Here is a 21845-nt window from a genome sequence, read left to right as displayed (position 1 = left end):
TTAAGGCCTGCTTTCGCGCCCCGGGGGGGCGCCCTCCGGACCTCAAAGACGCTGAGATCGCCCCCCGGGTTGCCCGCGACCAGCGTGCGCGATGATGGAGGAGTTCCGCTCGCGTTTTTCTTCCGGAAAGGTCCCCCATGGCTCCGCGCATCCTGCTGGCCCGCCACGGACAGACCGAGTGGTCGCTGTCCGGCAAGCACACGGGCAGGACGGACGTGCCGCTCCTGGAGGAGGGCCGGCGCGGGGCCAAGCTGCTCGGCGAGCGCCTGCACCGGGCGCCGTACGACGGCCTGCCCGGCGCCGAGGTGCGCACCAGCCCGCTGGCACGCGCGCGTGAGACCTGCGAACTGGCCGGCTTCGGCGAGCGCGCGCGTGCCTGGGACGCGCTGCTGGAGTGGGATTACGGGGCGTACGAGGGCATGACCCCGGCGGACATCCAGGCCGTCCGGCCCGGCTGGCTCATCTGGCGCGACGGTGTCCCCGAGGGCGAGACCCTCGCGGAGATGACGGCCCGGGCGGACGAGGTGGTCGCCTGGGCGCGCGCCGAGGACCGGGACGTCCTGGTCTTCGCCCACGGGCACGTCCTGCGGTCCATCGGGGCGCGGTGGCTGGGCCTGCCGATCGACTTCGCGGCGCGGATACGGCTGAACCCGACGTCGCTGTCGGTGCTGGGGTGGGCGTACGGGGAGCCGGCGATCGAGAGCTGGAACGATCTCGGGCACCTGGTGTAGCGGAGGGCGTTCACACCATCCGCGGCGACGACGCGTGCCTCTCCAGGAACGCCGACACCCCGGACGCCCGCCGGTGCGGTGACAACACCCGCGCCGTGGCCGCCAGCATCGTCTGGACCCGGGACGACTGGACCTCCTCCAGCAGATCCAGCACCCGCATCCCCGCCACGGCGGCCTCGTCCGGCAGGCCGCCCCGCGCGAGGTCGTCCGCCAGCTCCGCCGTGTACAGCGCGATGTTCCGGGTGAAGTGCGGATCCTGGAGCTCCGCCGCCCGACGGGCGTGCCGTGCCGCCCGGGGCCAGTCGCCGAGCGCGGACCAGCACTGCGCCTCCAGGCCCTCCAGTTCGGCCTCTCCGTAGAAGCTCATCCACTCGGGGTCGTCGTCCGAGGGGCCCCGGTCGAAGAGGGCCTGCGCCCGGGCCAGTGCCTGCTCGCAGCCGACGCGGTCGGCGAGGCCCGCCCAGCCGCCCGCCTCGCGCAGCGCGAGCAGCGACATCAGCCGGGCCGAGCCCACGGGCCGGGCGACGCGCTGTGCGGCCTGGGCGGCCCGGACCGCCTCGCGCGGCCGGCCCGCGTCGCGCGCGAGGAAGGCCGTGTTGCAGAAGGCGTGCGCCTCCAGGCCCGGATCGTCGGTCATCCGGGCGGTCGCCAGGGCCTCCGCGTAGTGGGAGCGGGCGTCGTCGAAGCGTCCCGAGTCGTGAGCCAGCCAGCCCACGGAGATGGCCAGTTCACCGGCGCCCGAATAGAGCCGGTCCGCCGTCGTCTGCCGGGTCGTACCGGCGTCCAGCAGGGCGTAGGCGGCACGCAGCGGGGCCGCCGCCCGGCGGTAGAGGCCGTCGGCCCCGTGCCGGTCGTCGAGCAGCCGGATGCGGCGGACGGCTTCTTCCAGGGCACCCGCGTCACTCGCCCCGGCGCGGCGCACGGGGCGCTGTGCCGCCGCGGCGTCGAGGGCGAGGCCGACGGGCCCCAGCGAGGCGGCGGCCACCGTGGCGCCCCCGCCGGTCATGAATGCGCGACGTAGCACGTCGCTCTCCTCGTAGGTGTCGTGCGGGTGGTACGGGTCGTACGGGTTCTGCGTTTCATACGGCTCGCACGCCCCGCTGCTCTCACTCGTGGCGTTCGCCGGGTCCGCGGTGCACGTCGGGGGCGCGTCCTCGGTGTCACGCGCCCGGCGTCCGCGTACCGCTGAGCGGGGCGCGAACCCCAGGTCGGTGAGCGTGCGGCCAGGGAACATGTGCAGGAACACCCGTTCGTACGCGTAGTTGGGACAGCGGATCTCGCCCGCCTCGACCCGGCCGATGTACCGCGCGTCACAGCTGACCTGCTCGCCGATCTCCAGGGCGGCCCGCCGGATCGCCGCGGCGAACTCGGCCGGCGAACGCTGCCCGCGCAGGCGCCGGAAGGCGAGGTTGGGCCGCGGTGGCCGGTTGGGTTGAGACGAGGTCACCAGTGACGACGCCATGGCCGGGTCCTCTCGTGCGAACCGTCGAACCATGCCGGGTTCGGGGCAAGTTATACGTGTTGTCCCGCATGTTCTGCCCCGTGTCCGGCGGGCAAGAACGTACCTGCTGTGTCGGAGCCCTCACGCTGGGTTTGACTACAAACCGGATATCTCATCCGTGATCTGCCATGAACTGCCATCCTTTGCGGCTGACTTCCGCCGTAGCCGTTGACGGTTTGCCGCGTTGAACCCTGCGGACCGGGAGGCCCCCGACTCCCGACCGCTCGTCCAAGCAGGGGTTCTGTGGTGGAGGCCGGGATGGAGACCAGCCGGATCGACGATCCTCGAACACCGCCGAGTACACCGCCGGCCGGCTGCGATGTCGTGACGGTGCCGGCGCGGCAGGGGCTGGAGGCGGTCGACATCCTGCGGCGCGGGACCGATGAGGCGGTCGGGCCCGTACTGCACGACGACGGCGGTGACACGCTCGGCTTCCTGGTGCCGCCGGGGACGGCCGCGGCGTGGGACGTGCCGGGAAGCACATGCACGGAGACCGGCGGACGCGGACTGCCCCTGACCCCCGAACCTCCCATGGAGGGCTCGGACTGGCTGCTGCCCCCCGGCGAGGCGGACCTCGCCACGGACCCCGCGGTGCTGCGCAAGGCCCTCGGGGAGGCGGCCCGGACGATCAAGGCGGCGGACAGCTGCCGCTGAGACTGCGGCGGGCGGCGGGGTGCTGATGCCCGGCGGGGCGCTCATCCCAGGCGGGGCTCACGCTCGGCGAGACGCTCACGCCTGGTGGGGGCTGACGCTCGGCGGGGCGCTTACGCCCGGCGGAGCTGACGCATGGCGGAGCTGACGCGAGGTGGTCGGACTGGCGCGCGGCGAGGGGCTCACACCCGGTGGGGGCTGACGCCCGGCGGGACGCTCGCGCCTGGCGGGGGCTGACGCGTGACGGTGGGACTGACGCGAGGCGAGGGGCTGACGCCCGGCGAGGCACTCACGCGCGGCGAGGCACTCACGCCTGGCGGAGCTGACGCATGGCGGAGCTGACGCGAGGCGGTGGGACTGGCACGCGGCGAGGGACTCACACCCGGCGGGGGACAGCCCGGCGGGGGACCGCCCAGTGGGGCGCTCGCGCTAGGTCGGAGCGTACGCCCCGTTAACGGCCCGACCCCGATAATGATCCCATGGGAAAGTCCAGGAGCGGCCGGCGCAGGCAAACCGGTGCCGAAGCCGTCGTCGAGAGCGTCGACGGCGGGCTCGCCGAGCTGATCCCCGACCGTGAGCGGGCCCGGGCCTGGACCCTGGTGATCGACGGGGCCCCGCAGTCGCACGTCGACCTGGACGACCCGGCGTACCTGTCCTTCGAGTACCAGCGCCGGCTCGGGCACGTCATCGACCTCGTCGCCCCGCCGGGCCGGCCCGTGCACGCCGTGCACCTCGGCGGTGGCGCGTTCACCCTCGCCCGGTACGTCGCCGCCACCCGGCCCCGCTCCACCCAGCAGGTCGTCGAACGGGACGCCGGCCTCGTGCAACTGGTGCGCCGCGAGCTGCCGCTGGACCCGAACGCGCGCATCAGGGTGCGGTCCGTCGACGCCCGCGAGGGGCTCGCCAAGGTGCCGGACGGCTGGGCCGACCTGGTCATCACCGATGTGTTCAGCGGGGCCCGGACACCGGCCCACCTGACCTCGACCGAGTTCCTCGACCACGTACGCAGGGCGCTGAAGCCCGGCGGTGTCTACGCCGCCAACCTCGCCGACGGGCCGCCGCTCGCGCACCTGCGCGGCCAGATAGCCACCGCGGCCGCCCGTTTCGGGCAGCTCGCGCTGGTGGCCGACCCGACGGTGCTGCGCGGCAAACGCTTCGGGAACGCCGTGCTGGTCGCCTCCGACGAGCCGCTGCCCGTGGCCGAGCTGACCCGCCGTGCCGCCTCCGATCCGCATCCGGGCCGGGTCGAGCACGGACGGACACTGACCGACTTCACCGGCGGAGCCGTGGCTGTGACGGATCTCGCGGCGGTGGCCTCGCCCGCACCGCCCGCCTCGGTGTTCAGGTGAGCCCGGACGGCACTCGGTGGTTCCCGGGCGCTCAGTAGGTCTGGATCTCCACGCGCGGCGGTCCGTCGTGCCAGGTGCAGAACACCGATACCCGGTCCGCCCCCGAGGAGAACTCCACGCGGATCCATGACTCCGTCTTCCACACCTGCATCGACCAGCCCGCGCCGGGAGTGGCCGAGACGAGGGAGGCGGAGGTCCTGCCGAGGTCGAAGACCGCCCGCCCGCCGTCGGTGTCGTAGCTCTTGACCTGGCCGGTGACAGTGGTGGTGGGGACGGGGGAGGGGCTGGGTGGTTTTGTTGGAGTCGGGGTCGGGGCCGGGGTCGGTTTGACGGTCCTCGGTGGCGCGCTAGGAGTGCGCCGCTTCGGCGGAGGTGTCCGTTCCGGCGGCGTGGCCGGCGGCTTCGGCTCCCTGGCCGTCACGTCGGCGGCCTTGATGGGCAGGGCGCGCGGCGGGTCGTAGGCCGTGCCCGCCATCACCGTGTGGACACCCCACCACGACAGCGTGACCGCCGCGCCCGTGGCGAGCAGCCAGGCCAGTACGTGTACGAGTCCTCTGCGCATCGCGGGCCATCCTGCCTCACATCTCCCACGCGTTGTCCACGAACGAGGGTCGCGCGGGGGCCGGTTGTCCCCATGCGGGGAGTTGTCCACAGGCCCGCACCCGGCTGTTCGACATGGCGTACGGTGCGGCGCATGGCTAGTGTGCTCGTGGTCGAGGACGACCAGTTCGTACGCTCGGCGCTCATCCGGCACCTGACCGACGCCTCGCACACCGTACGCAGCGTCGGGACGGCACTGGAGGCGCTGCGCGAGGTCGCCCATTTCCGTTTCGACGTCGTGATCCTGGACCTCGGACTGCCCGATCTCGACGGGTCCGAGGCCCTGAAGATGCTGCGTGGCATCACGGACGTGCCGGTGATCGTCGCCACGGCCCGGGACGACGAGACGGAGATCGTCCGGCTGCTGAACGCGGGGGCGGACGACTACCTGACCAAGCCCTTCTCCGTCGAGCACCTGTCGGCCCGCATCGCGGCCGTACTGCGCCGCGCCCGCTCCGGCTCGGGGGACGGGGAGCCGAACCCGGTGATCAGGGTCGGCGGCCTGACCGTCGACCCGCTGCGCCGCCAGGCCGAGCTGGACGGCGCGCGGCTCGACCTCACCCGCCGCGAGTTCGACCTGCTCGCCTTCCTGGCCCGCCGGCCCGGTGTCGTCGTCCCCCGCAAGGAACTGCTCGCCGAGGTGTGGAAGCAGTCCTACGGCGACGACCAGACCATCGACGTGCACCTGTCGTGGCTGAGGCGGAAATTGGGTGAAACGGCAGCGAACCCCCGCTATCTGTACACACTTCGGGGTGTCGGTGTGAAGCTGGAGCCGCCGGGGGCGGAGGCGCCGCGATGAGGTGGGCCCTGGTCAAGGTGTCGCTGGCGGTGACCACCATGGTCGTGCTCGCCTTCGCGGTGCCGCTCGGACTCGTCATCCGCGAGCTGGCCCGGGACCGCGCCTTCTCGGGCGCCGAGCGGGAGGCCGCGGCCGTCGCCCCGGCGCTGTCCATCACCACCGACCGCGACCAGCTGGAACGGGTCGTGGCCTCCGCCGGCTCCGACGCCGGGATGGCCGTGCACATACCGGCGGGCGACGGTCAGGAGGCCCTGGAGCTCGGGCGGCAGCGCGCCGCCGACGCGGACATCGCGGCCGTGCGGAAACTGGGCCGCGCCTCCACCACCGGCGTCGCCGGCGGCTCGACGCTGCTCCAGCCGGTCGCGCTCAGCACCGGCGAGATCGCGGTCGTCGAGGTGTACGTGCCGGAGGCCGAGGTCACCAACGGCGTGGGCACGGCCTGGGCGGTGCTCGCCGGGGTCGGTGTCGCGCTGGTCCTCGGCTCGGTCGCGGTCGCCGACCGGCTCGGCGTGCGGATGGTCCGGCCCGCCAAGCGCCTGGTCGAGGGGGCGCGGGAACTGGGGGAGGGCAAGCTGGGCGCCCGCGTGCCCGAGGAAGGCCCCACCGAACTGCGGCTCGCCGCGGTCGCGTTCAACTCGATGGCGGACCAGGTCGTCCAGCTGCTGGCGAACGAACGGGAGCTGGCGGCCGACCTGTCCCACCGGCTGCGCACACCCCTTACCGTGCTGCGGCTCAACACCGCCTCGCTCGGCGAGGGACCGGCCGCCGAGCAGACCCGGACCGCGGTCGAGCAGCTGGAGCGCGAGGTCGACACCATCATCCGCACGGCCCGGGAGTCCAAGCCGCAGACGGCCGCGGCCGGTCCGGGCGCCGGGTGCGACGCGGCCGAGGTGGTGCGGGAGCGGATGGCGTTCTGGTCGGCGCTCGCGGAGGACGAGGGCCGCAAGTGGCGGGTGGCCGGGGCCGACCGGCCGGTGCGCATACCCGTGGCCCGCGCCGACCTGGCCGCCGCGCTCGACGCGCTGCTCGGCAACGTCTTCCGGCACACCCCGGAGGGCACCGCCTTCGCGGTCGACGTGCACAACGGCGAGGACGCGGTGATCGTCCTGGTGTCCGACGCGGGTCCCGGCATACCCGACCCGGAGGCCGCGATGGCGCGGGGCCGCGGCTCCGGGAGCGACGGCTCGACCGGGCTCGGCCTGGACATCGTGCGCCGGCTCGCGGAGTCGACCGGCGGGGACGTACGGATCGGCTCCTCGGTGCTCGGCGGGGCGGAGGTGCGGATCTGGATCCAGCCGGCCGGGCGGGCGCCGGCGAGCAGGGGACGACGCGGGCAGGTGCGGCGACGGCGTCCGGGCAGGCTGGTCGCCGCATACAACCGCTCCCGCTCCGTCTGACGGCTTCCGCTCTCTCGGTTCGGCCCCGGCCCCTCCCGGGCGCGTGAACGCTCACGGGTCGGTCACGTTTCGACAAATCGAAGCGACGGCCCTTGACGCATGACCGGACATACGGCTGTTATTGCGCCACCGTGTTCGGTCAAGTTGATTTCTGGTCGATTAAGACCGGATTTCACGCCACACCCTCGGTGGCCGAACCCTGCCCTCAGGAGCCGTTCATGCGCGACCTCTCCCCCTCCGGACCCTCCTTCCCCGCTCCCAGCCGCCGCACCCTGCTGCGCGGCATAGGCGGCGCGACCCTGCTCGGCGCGGGCATACCCCTGCTGAGCGCCTGCGGCGGGAGTGGCACGGCCGCCGATCCGAAGACGGTCAGCCTCGGCTCCAACTCCTCGGACGCGGTGCCGAAGAAGGCGTTCGCCGAGATCTACGCGGCCTTCACGAAGAAGTCCGGCGTCAAGGTCGACGTGAACACCAAGGACCACAACACGTTCCAGGAGCAGATCAACTCCTACCTCCAGGGCACGCCCGACGACGTGTTCACCTGGTTCGCCGGGTACCGCATGCAGTTCTTCGCTTCGAAGAAGCTCGCCACCCCGATCGACGACGTGTGGCAGAAGATCGGCGGGAACTTCCCCGAGGCGATGAAGAAGCTCAGCAAGGGCGAGGACGGCAAGTACTACTTCGTGCCGCTGTACACGTACCCCTGGGCGGTCTTCTACCGCAAGAGCGTCTTCGCCCAGCACGGCTACGAGGTCCCCACCACCTGGGACGCCTTCGTCGCCCTGTGCAAGCGGATGCAGAAGGACGGGCTGGTCCCGATCGCCTTCGGCGACAAGGACGCCTGGCCCGCGATGGGCACCTTCGACCAGATCAACTTCCGCACCAACGGCTACGACTTCCACGTCGAGCTGATGGCGGGCAAGGCCTCCTGGACCGACGCCAAGGTGCGCAAGGTCTTCGACCACTGGACGGAGATCCTGCCCTACCACCAGGAGGGCGCGGTGGGCCGCACCTGGCAGGACGCGGCGCAGACGCTGGTGGCGAAGAAGGCCGGCATGTACGTGCTGGGCACCTTCGTGGGCCAGCAGTTCACCAACAAGGCCGACCTGGACGACCTGGACTTCTTCGCCTTCCCGGAGATCGACCCGCAGTACGGTCAGGACACCGTCGAGGCGCCGACCGACGGCTTCATGCTCTCCAAGGCCCCGAAGAACAAGGCGGGCGCCGTCGAGCTGCTGGAGTACCTGGGCACGCCGGAAGCCGAGCAGATCTACCTCAAGTCCGACCCGAACGTGGTGGCCGCCTCCACCAAGGCCGACACCTCCTCGTACACGCCGTTGCAGAAGAAGGCGTACGAGATGATCTCGGGCGCGAAGAGCCTGACGCAGTTCATGGACCGTGACAGCCGGCCGGACTTCACCTCCACGGTGATGCAGCCCGCGCTCCAGAACTTCGTCCGCAACCCCAAGAACGTCGACAGCATCCTCTCGTCGATCGAGCGCCAGAAGAAGACGATCTTCGCCTCCTCCTGACCGAACGGAGAATCGACGACTCGGACCTGACATGACTGCCACCCCCGCCAAGGTCCCGGAGACGGCCGACGAGCCGGCTCCGGGGCCCGCCCCCGCGTCCACGCCCGCCAAGGTGCCCCACGGGCACAAGCGCCTGCTGACCCGCCGCGACCGGCTCACGCTCGGCCTGATGGCGGGCGTGCCGACGATCCTGCACGTCGCCCTGGTGTGGCTGACGGCGCTCGCCTCCATCGCGCTGGCCTTCACCACCTGGGACGGCATCGGCTTCGACTCGATCAAATGGGTCGGGCTCCAGAACTTCCGCGAACTGTTCACCAGCAACCCGCAGTTCTGGCCGGCCGTCGAGCACAACGTCGTCTGGTTCGTCGTGCTCATCCTGCTGCCCACGCCCTTCGGCCTGTTCCTGGCCGTGCAGCTGGACAAGCGGATCCGCTTCAGCCGCGTCTACCAGACCGCGTTCTTCCTGCCGGTCGTGGTGTCGATGGCGGTCATCGGCTTCGTCTGGCAGCTGGTCTACAACCCCGACACCGGCCTGATCAACAGCCTCATCGGAGCCAACAAGCCCGGCCACTACATCGACTGGATCGGCGACCCGGACCTCAACCTCTGGGCCATCCTGGTCGCGGCCTCCTGGCGGCACGCCGGCTACATGATGATCCTCTACCTGGCCGGCCTCAAGGGCGTCGACCCCGCCCTGCGCGAGGCCTCCGCGCTGGACGGCGCGGGCGAGTGGCAGACGTTCAAGAACGTCGTCTTCCCGACCCTGCGGCCCACCAACACCGTCGTCCTGGTCGTCACCATCATCGAGGCCCTGCGCGCCTTCGACCTGGTCTTCGTCTTCAACAAGGGCGCCCAGGGCACCGAGCTGCTGTCGATCCTGGTCACCAACAACATCATCGGCGAGTCCAGCCGCATCGGATACGGCTCCGCCATCGCCGTCGTCCTGCTGGTGATCTCGCTCGCGGTGATCATTCCGTACCTGATCGCCACCTTCCGGAAGGAGAGGCGCGCATGAGCACCGTCGCCGGCGCTCACAAGCAGCGCACCCCCATCCGCCCCGCCCGGGTCCTGCTGCACACGTTCCTCGTCGTCACGGCGCTGGCCTGGCTGGCGCCCCTGCTGTGGGCCCTGCTCGCGGCGATGCGGCCGTACGCGGAGACCAGCGAGAAGGGCTATGTCTCCTGGCCCGACAAGCTGACCTTCGACAACTTCACCAACGCCTTCCAGCAGTCCGACATGCTGCACTACTTCGGCACCACGCTGATCGTCGCCGTGCCGGCCGTGCTGCTGACGTTGCTGCTGTCGTCGATGGTCGCCTTCTACGTCAGCCGCTTCGACTTCCGCGTCAACCTGTTCCTGCTGCTGGTCTTCACGGCCGGCAACCTGCTGCCCCAGCAGGTCATCATCACCCCGCTGTACCGGCTGTACCTGCTGATCGATCTGCCCGGCATCACCATGTCCGGCAAGCTCTACGACTCCGCGCTCGGCCTGGTCCTCATCCACGTGGCGTTCCAGTCCGGCTTCTGCGCGTTCGTGCTGAGCAACTACATGCGCTCGCTGCCGCACGAACTGACCGAGGCGGCACTCGTCGACGGCGCCTCCGTCTGGCGCCTGTACTGGCAGATCGTGCTGCCGCTGTGCAAGCCCGCGATGGCCGCGCTCGCCACCCTGCTGTCCATCTGGATCTACAACGACTTCTTCTGGGCCATCGTCCTGATCTCCACCGGCGAGAACATGCCGATCACCTCGGCCCTGAACAACCTCTCCGGCCAGTACTTCACCGACCCCAACCTGGTCGCCGCCGGAGCCCTGCTCACGGCCATCCCCACCCTCATCGTCTACTTCGTGCTCCAGCGCCAGTTCGTCAGCGGCCTGACGCTGGGCGCCAACAAGGGCTGACCCTTCCCGAAAGAGATCACCGTGCAGCACCCCTTCACGCCGCTGGCCTCCGTGCCCGTCGACCCCCGCCGCGCCCGAGTCCACGAGGAGGGCTGGCAGTCCTGGAGCCCCAGCGGCGCCTACGCCCTCGGCACGGCGCCCTACCGCCCGGCCAACGCCAACTGGGCCACGGTCTGCTACCGCCCCGGCGTCAGCGTCCCCGACGGCGTCTTCCAGGGCGAGGGCCTGCTCGCGCTCGACCCCGGCGACGGCTCACCGGTCCGGCTGTGGGCGGCGGCCGAACCGACGCGCGAGGTGCCGTCGATCCGGCTCGCCGTACGGGACGGGATCGCGGAGGTCGGTGCCGACGGCCCGGTGAAGGAGTGGACGGGCGACGACATCCGGTCCGTGCTGGGCGACTGGGCCTCCGGTCTCGGCATCGTGGCCCCGCGCCCGGCGCCCACCGTCTGGTGCTCCTGGTACGAGTACTTCACGCAGGTCACCGAGGACGACATCCACGAGAACCTCCGCGCGATGGACACCCTCGACCTGCCCGTCGACGTCGTCCAGATCGACGACGGCTACCAGCGGGCCCTCGGCGACTGGCTCACGCTCTCCGGCCGCTTCCGCTCCCGCGCCTCAATCGCCGACAAGATCCGCTCCCGCGGCCGCCGCGCCGGTATCTGGACGGCACCGTTCCTCGTGGACCCGGCGAGCGAACTGGCCGCCGAGCACCCCGACTGGCTGGTCCGGGACACCGCCGGCGGCTTCGCCCACGCCGGCCGCAACTGGGGCCACGACCTGCGCGTCCTGGACACCACCCACCCGGACGCGGCGGCGTACCTGACCGAGGTCTTCACCACCCTGCGCGCGGAGGGCTACGACTACTTCAAGACCGACTTCCTCTACGCGGGCGCCCTGGACGGCGTACGCCTCGCGGACGTCGACCCCCTCACGGCCTACCGCTCCGGCATCCGCCTGATCCGCGACGCGATCGGACCGGACTCCTACCTCCTGGGCTGCGGCGCCCCGATGCTCCCCTCCATCGGCCTGTTCGACGCCATGCGGGTCAGCCCCGACACGGCCCCGCACCGCCGCCCCGAGGCGGACGACTACAGCCAGCCCGGCCAGGACCCGGCCGAGTTCACCGGCGCCGGCCGCCAGTGGCAGCACGGCCGCCTCTGGACCAACGACCCGGACTGCCTGATGGCCCGCCCGGCCGTCGAGACCCGCGAACAGTGGGCGGCACACGTGGAGGCCACGGGAGGCCTGATGGCCTCCAGCGACCGCCTGCTGTCGCTGGACGAGTGGGGCGTGACGACGACCCGGCGGCTCCTGACGCCACGCGTCGTCTCCTGACATGCCGGGGCGCGGCACTCCCCTATTAGTGCCGCGCCCCGTCCCCCCGCCTCCGCAGTGGCTATACCGCCTCCACCTCCGGCAGCGTCCCGGTGCGCGCAGCCTTCGCGTACCAGTGGGCGCTGGACTTCGGGGTGCGTTCGAGCGTCGCGTAGTCCACGTACACCGCGCCGAAGCGCTTGCCGTAGCCGTAGGACCACTCGAAGTTGTCCATCAGGGACCACAGGAAGTAGCCGCGGACGTCCGCGCCGTCGGTGATCGCGCGGCGGACCGCCGACAGGTGGCCGTGCAGGTAGGCGACGCGCTCCGGGTCGTGCACCCGGCCGTCCGAGTCGATCTTGTCGTCGTAGGCCGCGCCGTTCTCGGTGATGTACAGCGGCAGGCCCGGCGCCTCCCGGGTGTAGCGCATGATCAGCTCGTGCAGGCCGGTCGGGTCGATCGTCCAGCCCATCTCGGTGCGGTCGCCGGGGGTCTGGTGGAAGGCGACGTCGTCCGCGGCCGGCCAGGGCGAGTGCTCGCTGGACCCGTGGCCGTCGGCGCGCGGCCCCTTCGCCGCCGGGTCGGCCGCCGAGACCAGCGCGGGCGTGTAGTAGTTGAGGCCCAGCGCGTCCAGCGGCTGGTTGATCAGCGCCAGGTCGCCGTCGAGGACGTAGTCCCAGTCCGTGAGCTCCGCCGTCGCCACGTACAGCGACTCCGGGTAGGCGCCGTGCAGGACCGGGCCGTGGAAGACGCCGTTGGCCAGGTCGTCGATCTTCGCGGCCGCCGCCAGGTCCGCCGGGCTCTGCGAAAGCGGCCTGACCACCGAGGAGTTGAGGCTGATCGCGACGGAGTTGCGGGCCGGCATCACCGACCGCAGCGCGGACGCACCCAGCCCGTGCGCCAGGTTCAGATGGTGCGCGGCGCGCAGCGACGCCGCCGGATCCGTGCGGCCCGGGGCGTGCACCCCGGAGGCATAGCCGAGGAACGCGCTGCACCACGGCTCGTTGAGCGTCATCCACTGCTCGACCCGGTCGCCCAGCGCCTCGCCGACGATCTGCGCGTACTCCGCGAAACGGTACGCCGTGTCACGCTCCGGCCAGCCGCCCGCGTCCTCCAGCTCCTGCGGCAGATCCCAGTGGTACAGCGTGACGGCCGGCCTGATGCCCTTCGACAGCAGCTCGTCGACCAGCCGGCGGTAGAAGTCCAGGCCCTTCTGCACGGCCGGACCCCGGCCGGTCGGCTGCACCCGCGACCACGAGACGGAGAACCGGTAGGCGCCCAGGCCCAGCTCCGCCATCAGCGCCACGTCCTCGCGGTAGCGGTGGTAGTGGTCGACAGCGATGTCACCGTGGTCGCCGCCGGCCGTCTTGCCCGGCGTATGGCTGAAGGTGTCCCAGATCGACGGCGTACGGCCGTCCTCCCGCACCGCACCCTCGATCTGGTACGCGGAGGTCGCCGCGCCCCAGAGGAAGGCGGGAGGGAAGGTCACCGCAGTGGCCGGGTTCTCGGAGTCAGGCATGGAAGCGCTCCCAAGGGGGTCGTATGGACCGACGAGTGGAGGGGGGAGGGGGGAAAGGGGCCGAGGCGGCTGTGGCTCGGCCCCTGGGAAAGCAGGACTCAGCCCTTGACGGCGCCCTGCATGATGCCGCCGACGATCTGCTTGCCGAAGATCGCGAAGACGATCAGCAGCGGCAGCGTGCCCAGCAGGGCGCCGGCCATGATCAGCGACTGGTCCGGGGTGTAGCCGCGCCCCAGCCCCGCCACCGCCACCTGCACGGTCGGGTTGCCGGTCTGGGTCAGGACCAGGAAGGGCCACAGGAAGTCGTTCCAGGTCTGCACGAACATCAGCATGCCCAGGACGGCCATCGCGGGCCGCGCGGTCGGGAACACCACGTGCCACACCACACGCCAGCTGCTCGCCCCGTCGACCCGGGCGGCCTCGATGATCTCGTCCGGCAGCGCCTGGATCAGGTACTGCCGCATGAAGAACACACCGAACGCGCTCACCAGCGAGGGGAAGATCACCGCCTGCAACTGGTCCGTCCAGTCGAGCTTGGCGACCATCATGTACAGCGGGATGATGCTGAGCTGCGGCGGCACCATCATCGTGCCGATCACCACCAGCATCGCCGCGCCGCGGCCCTTGAAGCGCAGCTTGGCGAAGGCGAATCCTGCGATCGTCGACAGGAATACGATGGTGAACGACGAGATGCCGGCCACCAGGGTGGTGTTGAGGAACGCCTCGCCCAGGTTGGCGTCCGTCCAGGCCACTTCGAGCTTGTCGAAGAGGCCGGAGCCGAACCAGAACGGCGGCGGGGTCTGCGCCAGGCGCTGGTTGTCGCGCGAGGCGGCGATAGCTGTCCACACCAGCGGGAACAGCGAGATGACGGTGAAGAGGGCAAGGATGACGTACGCCACCGGGCCGGCGTGCAGCTGCCCGCCCGCGCGTGCCGCCTTCATGCCACGTGACCGCTTCGGCGGCTCGGGGACCGCGTCGGCCGGGGGTTTCGTCAGGGTCGTCGTCACGGCCGGTTCTCCTTAGCTACTGGCGCGCAGCCGGCGCGAGATGACGTAGTTGACGACCCCGATCACGATGAGGATCAGGAACATCGTCCAGGCGATGGCGGAGGCGCGGCCCAGGTGCTGGTTGATCCAGCCCTGCTCGTACAGGTACAGGCCGAGCGTCTGGAACTGGTGCTGGGATCCGCCGGAGGCGCCCTTGTTCGCGTCGAAGAGCAGTGGCTCGCCGAACACCTGCGAGGCGCCGATGGTCGACACCACCACCGTGAACAGGATCGTCGGACGCAGCGAGGGCAGCGTGACGTGGAGGAACTGCCGCCAGCGGCTGGCTCCGTCCAGTGCCGCCGACTCGTAGAGATCCTGTGGGATCGCCTGCATCGCGGCCAGGTAGATCAGCGCGTTGTACCCCGTCCAGCGCCAGACGATGATGCTGGACACGGCGATCTGGGACGGCCACTTGTCGTTCTGCCAGTCGACGTGGTCGATGCCGACCGCGTTCAGCGCCCAGTTGATCATGCCGTAGTCGCGGCCGAAGAGCAGCACGAAGACCAGCGAGGCGGCGGCGATCGACGTGGCGTAGGGGGCCAGCATGACGACGCGGTAGAAGGTGGAGCCGCGCAGCTTGTAGTTGAGGATGTGCGCTAGGCCCATCGCCATCAGCAGCTGCGGAACCGTGGAGATGATGCCGATCGTCAGGGTGTTCTTCGCCGCGTTCCAGAAGAAGTCGTCGTCGAAGATCCGGGTGTAGTTGCGCAGGCCGACCCAGGACATGTCCGTGGGTGCCGTCAGCTCCACCTGGTGGAGCGAGGCCCAGCCGGTGTACAGCAGCGGGAACAGGCCGAACGCGAGGAAGAGCAGGAAGAAAGGCGAGACGAACGCGTAGGGGCTCCACCGCATGTCGCGTTGCCAGCGACGGGAGAGCCGGGCGCGCTTCTTCATCGCCCGCTCCGTGTCCGCGGCGGCCGGCGGGCGGCCCGGGGCCGCGCCCCCCTCCTTCACGGGGGGCGCGGCGGTGTCGTGCCTGGATGCCATTCCGGTCACTGGTCCAGGTTGTTGTCGATGGTCTTGACGGCCGTGTTCCACGCCTCCTCGGGCGACTTGCCCTGGGTGACGAGGATGACGCCGTTGTCCGTCAGACCCTGCTGGATGATCTGGTCCTTCGGGCCGATCGTCTGTACCGGGCTGCTCTTGGCGGCCGCGGCGAAGATGGTGCCGATCGGCGCGTCACCGGTCATCTCGTTCTTGGCGCTCTTCACCGAATCCGACTCGTAGGCCGCCGGGGTACTCGGGAAGCTGCCCTGCACGGCGAACAGCTTGGCCTGCTGCTCGGGTGCGGTCAGCCAGGCGGCCAGCTTCGCTGCCTCCTCGGCGTTCTTGCCCGACTTGGGAACCGCCAGGAAGGAACCGCCCCAGTTGCCGGACTTCGGCGACGCGGCCACGTCCCACTTGCCCTTGGCGTCCGGCTTCGACTTGCCCTTGATGTAGCCGAGCATCCACGGCGGGCAGGACATCGCGGCGAACTTGCTGTTGGCGATCGTCGTGTCCCAAGCGGGCTGGAACTGAGTCTGGTTGCCGATCAGTCCGTCCTCGGCGGCCTTCGCGGTGAGGTCGAACGCGTCCTTCACAGCCGGGTTCGACTTGTAGATGACCTTGCCGGAGGAGTCGTAGAAGCGGTCCTTCTCACTGCTGAGGATCGCCTGGAGCAGACCGCCGGGGGAGTCCAGGAAGGTGGTGCCCTTCGGCGCCTTCTTCTTGTAGTCCTCGCCGACCTGGACCAGCTTCTTCCAGTCACCGGCCCACAGCTTGGCGACCTCCTCGCGGTCGGTGGGCAGACCGGCCTTCTCGAAGAGGTCCTTGCGGTAGCAGATGGCCATCGGGCCGACGTCCGTGCCCAGGCCGACGGTCTCACCGCCCTCGGTGGTGGCCTGCTGCCACTTCCACTCCAGATAGTCGCTCTTCTTGCCGTACTTGGAGAGGTCCAGCAGCTTGGCGGACTGGGTCTTGACGATCTCGGCGATGTTGCCGACCTCGACGCCCTGGATGTCCTGGAGGCCGCTGTTGGTGGTCAGGTGGTTGACCAGGGTGGGGTAGTAGTTCTCGTTCCGCTCGACGACCGTCTGCTGGATGTCGATGTCCGGGTGGAGCTTCTCGTACTCCTTGTAGAGGCCGGCCTCCTCGAACCCGAAGGTGCCGAAGAGCCCCAGAGTGATCTTGGTCTTGCCGCCGCTGTCGCCGCCGCTGCCGCCCGACGAGCCGTCGCTTCCGCCGTCGTCGGCACAGCCGGCCAGCAGCCCGGCGCCCAGCGACGCGGCGGCCGCGAGGACCATCGCCTTGCGGGCGGTTCGGATGCGTGCTCGCATGTCGTCCTCCTGTTGCCCTGACGTGCCGACCCCCCGGCCAACTGCATTGTTGGACCCGTTTTTACTCGCTGCGGCTCGGGTGGGGAACGTGCGGGTTGTGTATGTGTCAGGTACTGTGGGAGCGCTCCCACCAGTGATGTGTTGAAGGTTCTCCGGTCGCGGCGGGGGTGTCAAGGGACCGGACAGCGAGAGATGCGTTCAGTTATCGGGACGTTAACTGGACCCGGGGCGGCAGTCCCTTGCCGCCCCGGGCGGCGGTATCCAGCCAGGCGGACCGGCTCGCCGGCCGAAGCGGAAGCCCGGGGGCGGCGGGCCTCGGTGGCGGTCACTACGACTGACAAGCCTGTTAAATTCCAGGCCAGCCGCAGAGTGCGGGTGTGGACGGGAAGGCGGAGCCCATGGCAAGCCACGGAGCGCGGGGCCGAAGTGGTGGCCGGCCCACCCTCGAAGAGGTGGCGGCGCGCGCCGGTGTCGGCCGCGGCACGGTGTCCCGGGTGATCAACGGCTCGCCCCGGGTCAGCGACGCGACCCGCGCGGCGGTCGAGGCGGCCGTCGCGGAGCTCGGCTACGTCCCGAACACCGCGGCCCGGGCCCTGGCCGCCAACCGTACGGACGCGATCGCCCTGGTCGTGCCCGAGCCTGAGACCCGGTTCTTCTCGGAGCCGTACTTCTCGGACATGCTGAAGGGCGTCGGGGCGGAGCTGTCCGAGACGGAGATGCAGCTGCTGCTGATCTTCGCCGGCAGCGACCGGGAGAGGCAGCGGCTCGCCCAGTACCTGGCCGCCCACCGGGTGGACGGCGTCCTGCTGGTCTCGGTCCACGCGGACGATCCGCTGCCCGACCTGCTGGCCCAGCTGGACATCCCGGCGGTGATCAGCGGCCCGCGATCGGCGGCGGAGACACTGCCGTCGGTCGACTCCGACAATTACGGCGGCGCACGCCAGGCCGTCGAGCACCTGTTGTCCCGTGGCCGCCGCCAGGTGGCCCACATCACCGGACGCCTCGACGTCTACGGTGCCCAGCGCCGCATCGAGGGTTACCGCGACGCCCTGAGCGACGCCGGCCACGGGGTGGACGAGGCGCTGATCGAGCCGGGCGACTTCACGGAGGAGGGCGGCACCAGCGCCATGGCCGCGCTGCTGGAGCGCCGTCCCGACCTGGACGCGGTCTTCGCCGCCTCCGACGTCACCGCGGCCGGCGCCCGCCAGGCGCTGCGCGAGGCGGGGCGCCGCATCCCCGACGACGTGGCGCTCGTCGGCTACGACGACTCCGCCATCGCCCGCCACATGGAACCGCCCCTCACCAGCGTCCGCCAGCCCATCGAGGTGATGGGCCGCCGGATGATCGACCTCCTCCTCACGGAGGTCGCCGACCGCCGCCCCCTGGCGTCCCGGGGTCTGGACCGACGGCAGGTCGTCCTCGCCACGGAACTGGTGCCCCGGTCGTCGTCGTGACGCCGCACCCCCTGCTGGACATCGCCGAGGCCGCCCGGACCGAGCCGTACCTGCGCACGGTGGGCGAGGTCTTCCGGGCCTTCCGCGACCAGGACTCGGGCTCGTAGAGGTCGACGGCAACGAAGCCCTCTGCCTCCACCGCCGGGTGGGCGTCGAGGAGATGGCCGACGGCGCGCAGGACCCGGGGGACGGGGAGGGCCGGGAAGCGGGCCATGGGGCCTGCGTGGCACAGCCGCGCGGGCGAGTGCACGGACTCCCCGCGACGCCGGGGCACGGTGAGGCACGGCGGTCCAACTGACGCTCGTGGAACGGGCCACGCGCACGGACCCGGCCGAACGCTTCACGACCGGGGCGGAGTCGACCGCGGCGTGGCGGCGCTCGGGACACGGCGCCCCGGACAGCGCCGCATGACATCCACCGCGTAGCCGCCCGGCCCCGGACCGGCGCGCAAAAAGCTTCAGCCGGTGGCTTCGACGTGAAGCCACCGGCTGATTACTCAGGGTGAGTGACGGGACTCGAACCCGCGGCATCCTGGACCACAACCAGGTGCTCTACCAGCTGAGCTACACCCACCATGACCGGCTTGGAGATCAGTGACTTCTCCGACCGGCCGAGAAAAAGTGTACAGGGTCCGAAGGGGTGCTCGCGCCCGGCTTTCGCGGCACCCCTCCCCGGGCCCCCGGCACGGCTACTGGGCAGGCAGAACGTGCTTCGCGGCGATCTTCTTCGCGGTGTCCGAGTCGGGCCCGGGCTGCGGGACGAAGACGGCCTCGCGGTAGTAGCGCAGCTCCGCGATGGACTCGCGGATGTCGGCGAGCGCGCGGTGGTTGCCGTTCTTCTGCGGGCTGTTGAAGTACGCCCGCGGGTACCAGCGGCGGGCCAGCTCCTTGATCGACGACACGTCGACGATCCGGTAGTGCAGGTAGTCCTCCAGCGTCGGCATGTCGCGCAGCAGGAAGCCGCGGTCCGTGCCGACGGAGTTGCCGCACAGCGGGGCCTTGCCCGGCTCCTTGACGAACTCCCTGACGTACGTCAGGACCTGCTCCTCGGCGTCCTTCAGCGTCGTGCCGTTCGGCAGCTCCGTGAGCAGCCCGGAGGCGGTGTGCATCTGACGCACCACATCCGGCATCGTCTCCAGGGCCCGGTCCGGCGGCCGGATGACGATGTCCACGCCCTCGCCGAGCACGTTCAGCTCGGAGTCGGTGACGAGGGCGGCTACCTCGATGAGCGCGTCGTCCGACAGCGAGAGGCCGGTCATCTCGCAGTCGATCCACACCATGCGATCGTTCATGTGTCTAACCTTACGGTGAGCCGCCCTGGGCTGAGCCGACCGTGCGGTGACCTTGTGGCCACGGGAGTGCCTGCCTCGCGGTTAGGGCCTGTCGTTTGGATCACGCCGCAGACGCGGGGTCTGGCACGCACATCTGCCGCGTTGTCGTCGGTTGCCGACTCCCCCACGCGCGGCTTCGCTCGCGCGGGTGGTGCCCCCATCGCGTCGACGCCCTCCTCCGCCTTGCAGCTGCACGCACCAGACCCCGCTCACCGGCATCGACCAGCACCGTCAGTTTCCTGCGGCCTGATCCAAACGACAGACCCTAGGGGTGTGCTCGCCTCCCGAAACGGCACCGGACCCGCGCGGAGATGCCCTCCACACGGGCCCGGTCACCGGCTCACGTCACCTCAGGTCGCGCTGCGCTGCCCCGGCAGACTCGCCCGGCTCGGCATGTACGCCTCCCGGCCGTTGTCCGACCCGGCCGACGCGGACATGGCGGGGGACGATCCGACCGCGCTCGCCGCCGCCGTTCGGCGGGACTGGAGCGGGACGGGGTGCTCAGGATGCGGCGAGGCCTGCGGCTGACCCTGCTGGCCGGGGTGCCCCCCGTGGCCCGGCATGCCGGACCCCGGTCCGCCCTGGGCGGCCTCGGTGTCCTGCGGCCGCTCGCCCTGCGGGCGACGGGCGCGGTACGCCGCCCGGTACGCGGCCGGCGACGAGCCCAGCTGGCGGCGGAAGTGCCCGCGCAGGGCGACCGGCGACCGGAAGCCGCAGCGCCCGGCCACCTCGTCCACCGAGTAGTCCGACGTCTCCAGCAGGCGCTGCGCCTGGAGCACCCGCTGCGTGATCAGCCACTGCAACGGGGCACTCCCGGTCAGGGAGCGGAAGCGGCGGTCGAACGTACGACGGCTCATGTACGCGCGTGCCGCCAGCGTCTCCACGTCGAACTGTTCGTGGAGGTGCTCCAGCGCCCAGGCGACGACCTCGGCGAGCGGGTCGGCGCCGATCTCCTCTGGTAAAGACCTGTCGAGGTAGCGCTCCTGACCGCCGCTGCGGCGCGGGGGCACGACGAGGCGCCGGGCCAGGGCCCCTGCCGCCTCGTTGCCGTGGTCCGTGCGCACGATGTGCAGGCACAGGTCGATGCCCGCGGCCGTGCCGGCCGACGTCAGTACGTCGCCGTCGTCCACGAACAGCTCACGCGGATCGACGTGCACCGACGGATAGCGTTTCGCCAGCGTCGGCGCGTACATCCAGTGTGTCGTCGCGGGCCGGCCGTCCAGCAGGCCCGCCGCCGCGAGGACGAAGGCGCCGGTGCACAGCCCGACGATGCGGGCGCCCTCCTCGTGTGCCCGGCGCAGCGCGTCGAGCGCGTCGTCCGGTGGCGGAGAAGTGATCGAACGCCAGGCCGGTACGACGACCGTACCCGCGCGCGAGATCGCTTCCAGGCCATGTGGTGCGCTGAGTTCGAGGCCCCCTGTGGTCCGCAGTGGGCCGTCCTCGCCGCCGCACACCAGCAGTCGGTAGCGCGGAACGCCGGCGTCCTGGCGGTCGATCCCGAACACCGACAACGGTATGGAACTCTCGAAGATGGGGCCGCCGCTGAACAGCAGCACCGCGACGATCTCCTTGCGACGTCGCCCGGAAAGCTTCCGGGTCGCGGCTTCCGGCGCGGCAGTGGAGTCGTGGCTCATACTGCTAAGCCCCCCTCGGTGGTCGCGGCTCCTCGGTTGTGTCGCTCCTGCACGTTTCCCCTCGGTCCTGCACGAGTCCCCCGCCGTAGACAGTCAAGATCGAATCTACTGTGTCCAGTTGCGCCGCAGTGGCCGGATCGGTATTCGGCACATTGTCGACTTGGCAACTTGGCGTGAAGCATTCGATCACGAAGCGTTGCACTCGTGGGGCGTGCAGGGAAGTGCGCCTTGTCGCAGTGGCCAATCCGCATAGGGTGCGCGGCACCCCCGAGGCCCTTTCCGTGCAGGTCGAACGGGGGTTGGAGGGCTGTCGGGGTGGGGGAAGCACGGGGGTGAGAAGTTGGCTGAAAAGCAGCGTGCGTGTGCGCGGAAACCGGTCAGCCGACCGGTGTATCCCCGCCAGTGTGCCGTCCACCGCGGTGCGACCCGGTTCCGGTGCGGTGGTGCCGTCCCCGGTGGGGTGCCCGGTCCTCGGCCGCCAGCCGGGCCGCGCCGCGCTCCGACTGGCGCAGCAGGACCCGGCAGGCGCCCGTGACGGCCGCGAGCCCGAGGGCCGTGCCGGCGGCGCCCGCCAGGGAGGCGCCGTACCCGAGGAGCACGACCGGGACGAGCAGGCAGCTGAAGGCCGCCCAGCGGATCACGTCCGTCGCGGTGTCCCGCGGCGGCGGGGTCGCGCCGTCCGCCTCGGAGGCGGGGCGAGGTCCGGGCATGCGTGCTCCCTGTGGCGTGACTCACGGGGTTCAACGCGTGGCCGGTGATCGGGTCACTGTG

Annotated in this window: 19 protein-coding genes and 1 tRNA gene; 10 read left to right on the top strand and 10 right to left on the bottom strand. The window is 70.9% G+C overall.

Annotated features, from left to right (window positions below):
• The first annotated feature begins 137 nt into the window (after window positions 1–137).
• Window positions 138–731 carry a histidine phosphatase family protein gene (locus tag QC385_RS39885; protein ID WP_279546304.1) on the top strand — a complete coding sequence of 198 codons (594 nt, stop codon included), beginning with the start codon at window positions 138–140 and terminating at the stop codon, window positions 729–731.
• Window positions 732–741: 10 nt separating this feature from the next.
• Here QC385_RS39885 and QC385_RS39880 read toward each other — a convergent pair whose 3' ends face one another.
• Window positions 742–2193: a hypothetical protein gene (locus QC385_RS39880; protein WP_279546303.1), complete on the bottom strand. Its 1452-nt coding sequence runs from the start codon at window positions 2191–2193 to the stop codon at window positions 742–744.
• A 297-nt stretch (window positions 2194–2490) separates the two neighbouring features.
• Between QC385_RS39880 and QC385_RS39875 the strand changes: the two genes are divergently transcribed.
• Both QC385_RS39875 and QC385_RS39870 read left to right on the top strand, forming a co-directional pair.
• Entirely contained in the window at window positions 2491–2886 is a 396-nt protein-coding gene (locus tag QC385_RS39875; protein WP_279546302.1) for a hypothetical protein, read from the top strand.
• Between the two features lie 476 nt (window positions 2887–3362).
• Complete coding sequence (locus QC385_RS39870; RefSeq protein WP_279546301.1) at window positions 3363–4232, top strand: spermidine synthase; 870 nt, start codon at window positions 3363–3365, stop codon at window positions 4230–4232.
• A gap of 31 nt (window positions 4233–4263) precedes the next feature.
• Here QC385_RS39870 and QC385_RS39865 read toward each other — a convergent pair whose 3' ends face one another.
• A complete protein-coding gene (locus QC385_RS39865) occupies window positions 4264–4794 on the bottom strand; it encodes a hypothetical protein (protein WP_279546300.1) in 531 nt (176 codons plus the stop codon).
• Window positions 4795–4926: 132 nt separating this feature from the next.
• On the opposite strand from QC385_RS39865, the gene QC385_RS39860 reads away from it, so the two are divergent.
• From QC385_RS39860 to QC385_RS39835, 6 genes are all read left to right on the top strand, one after another.
• Entirely contained in the window at window positions 4927–5631 is a 705-nt protein-coding gene (locus QC385_RS39860; protein ID WP_279546299.1) for a response regulator transcription factor, read from the top strand.
• Window positions 5628–7028 (top strand): HAMP domain-containing sensor histidine kinase, encoded by a 1401-nt coding sequence (locus tag QC385_RS39855; protein ID WP_279546298.1) that lies wholly within the window; start codon window positions 5628–5630, stop codon window positions 7026–7028. The genes QC385_RS39860 and QC385_RS39855 overlap by 4 nt, the downstream gene beginning before the upstream one ends.
• A 218-nt stretch (window positions 7029–7246) precedes the next feature.
• Window positions 7247–8560, top strand: coding sequence for an ABC transporter substrate-binding protein (locus tag QC385_RS39850; protein WP_279546297.1), 1314 nt, complete (start codon window positions 7247–7249; stop codon window positions 8558–8560).
• 31 nt (window positions 8561–8591) lie between these two features.
• Entirely contained in the window at window positions 8592–9575 is a 984-nt protein-coding gene (locus tag QC385_RS39845) for a carbohydrate ABC transporter permease (protein WP_279546295.1), read from the top strand.
• Complete coding sequence (locus QC385_RS39840) at window positions 9572–10459, top strand: carbohydrate ABC transporter permease (protein ID WP_086854787.1); 888 nt, start codon at window positions 9572–9574, stop codon at window positions 10457–10459. Before QC385_RS39845 ends, QC385_RS39840 begins: the two co-directional genes overlap by 4 nt.
• A 21-nt stretch (window positions 10460–10480) precedes the next feature.
• Window positions 10481–11797, top strand: a complete 1317-nt coding sequence (locus QC385_RS39835) for a glycoside hydrolase family 36 protein (protein WP_279546293.1) — start codon at window positions 10481–10483, stop codon at window positions 11795–11797.
• Between the two features lie 61 nt (window positions 11798–11858).
• Here the strand turns inward: QC385_RS39835 and QC385_RS39830 are convergent, their stop codons facing one another.
• The 4 genes from QC385_RS39830 to QC385_RS39815 form a co-directional block, all read right to left on the bottom strand.
• Window positions 11859–13295, bottom strand: a complete 1437-nt coding sequence (locus tag QC385_RS39830; protein WP_279546292.1) for a GH1 family beta-glucosidase — start codon at window positions 13293–13295, stop codon at window positions 11859–11861.
• A 98-nt stretch (window positions 13296–13393) separates the two neighbouring features.
• Entirely contained in the window at window positions 13394–14302 is a 909-nt protein-coding gene (locus QC385_RS39825) for a carbohydrate ABC transporter permease (RefSeq protein WP_102912406.1), read from the bottom strand.
• Between the two features lie 12 nt (window positions 14303–14314).
• Window positions 14315–15328 (bottom strand): carbohydrate ABC transporter permease, encoded by a 1014-nt coding sequence (locus QC385_RS39820; protein WP_279546364.1) that lies wholly within the window; start codon window positions 15326–15328, stop codon window positions 14315–14317.
• 5 nt (window positions 15329–15333) lie between these two features.
• A complete protein-coding gene (locus QC385_RS39815; protein WP_279546290.1) occupies window positions 15334–16656 on the bottom strand; it encodes an ABC transporter substrate-binding protein in 1323 nt (440 codons plus the stop codon).
• Window positions 16657–17054: 398 nt separating this feature from the next.
• Here QC385_RS39815 and QC385_RS39810 point away from each other — a divergent pair, with 398 nt between their 5' ends.
• The gene (locus QC385_RS39810) at window positions 17055–18110 is read left to right on the top strand and encodes a LacI family DNA-binding transcriptional regulator (RefSeq protein WP_279546289.1); all 1056 of its coding nucleotides are present in this window, start codon (window positions 17055–17057) and stop codon (window positions 18108–18110) included.
• Between the two features lie 500 nt (window positions 18111–18610).
• Here the strand turns inward: QC385_RS39810 and QC385_RS39805 are convergent.
• The 4 genes from QC385_RS39805 to QC385_RS39790 form a co-directional block, all read right to left on the bottom strand.
• Window positions 18611–18683: transfer RNA gene (locus QC385_RS39805), tRNA-His, on the bottom strand.
• A gap of 115 nt (window positions 18684–18798) precedes the next feature.
• Window positions 18799–19401 carry an oligoribonuclease gene (orn, locus tag QC385_RS39800; RefSeq protein ID WP_086843233.1) on the bottom strand — a complete coding sequence of 201 codons (603 nt, stop codon included), beginning with the start codon at window positions 19399–19401 and terminating at the stop codon, window positions 18799–18801.
• A 389-nt stretch (window positions 19402–19790) separates the two neighbouring features.
• Entirely contained in the window at window positions 19791–21074 is a 1284-nt protein-coding gene (locus QC385_RS39795) for a helix-turn-helix domain-containing protein (protein WP_279546288.1), read from the bottom strand.
• Window positions 21075–21451: 377 nt separating this feature from the next.
• Entirely contained in the window at window positions 21452–21784 is a 333-nt protein-coding gene (locus tag QC385_RS39790; RefSeq protein WP_279546287.1) for a hypothetical protein, read from the bottom strand.
• Window positions 21785–21845 lie beyond the last annotated feature (61 nt).

This window comes from Streptomyces sp. DH10, from assembly GCF_029813805.1.
In the GTDB taxonomy this organism is placed as follows: domain Bacteria; phylum Actinomycetota; class Actinomycetes; order Streptomycetales; family Streptomycetaceae; genus Streptomyces; species Streptomyces coeruleofuscus.
The sequence above is the reverse complement of the archived record's forward strand: the minus strand, read 5'-3'. Positions and strand labels throughout refer to the sequence as shown.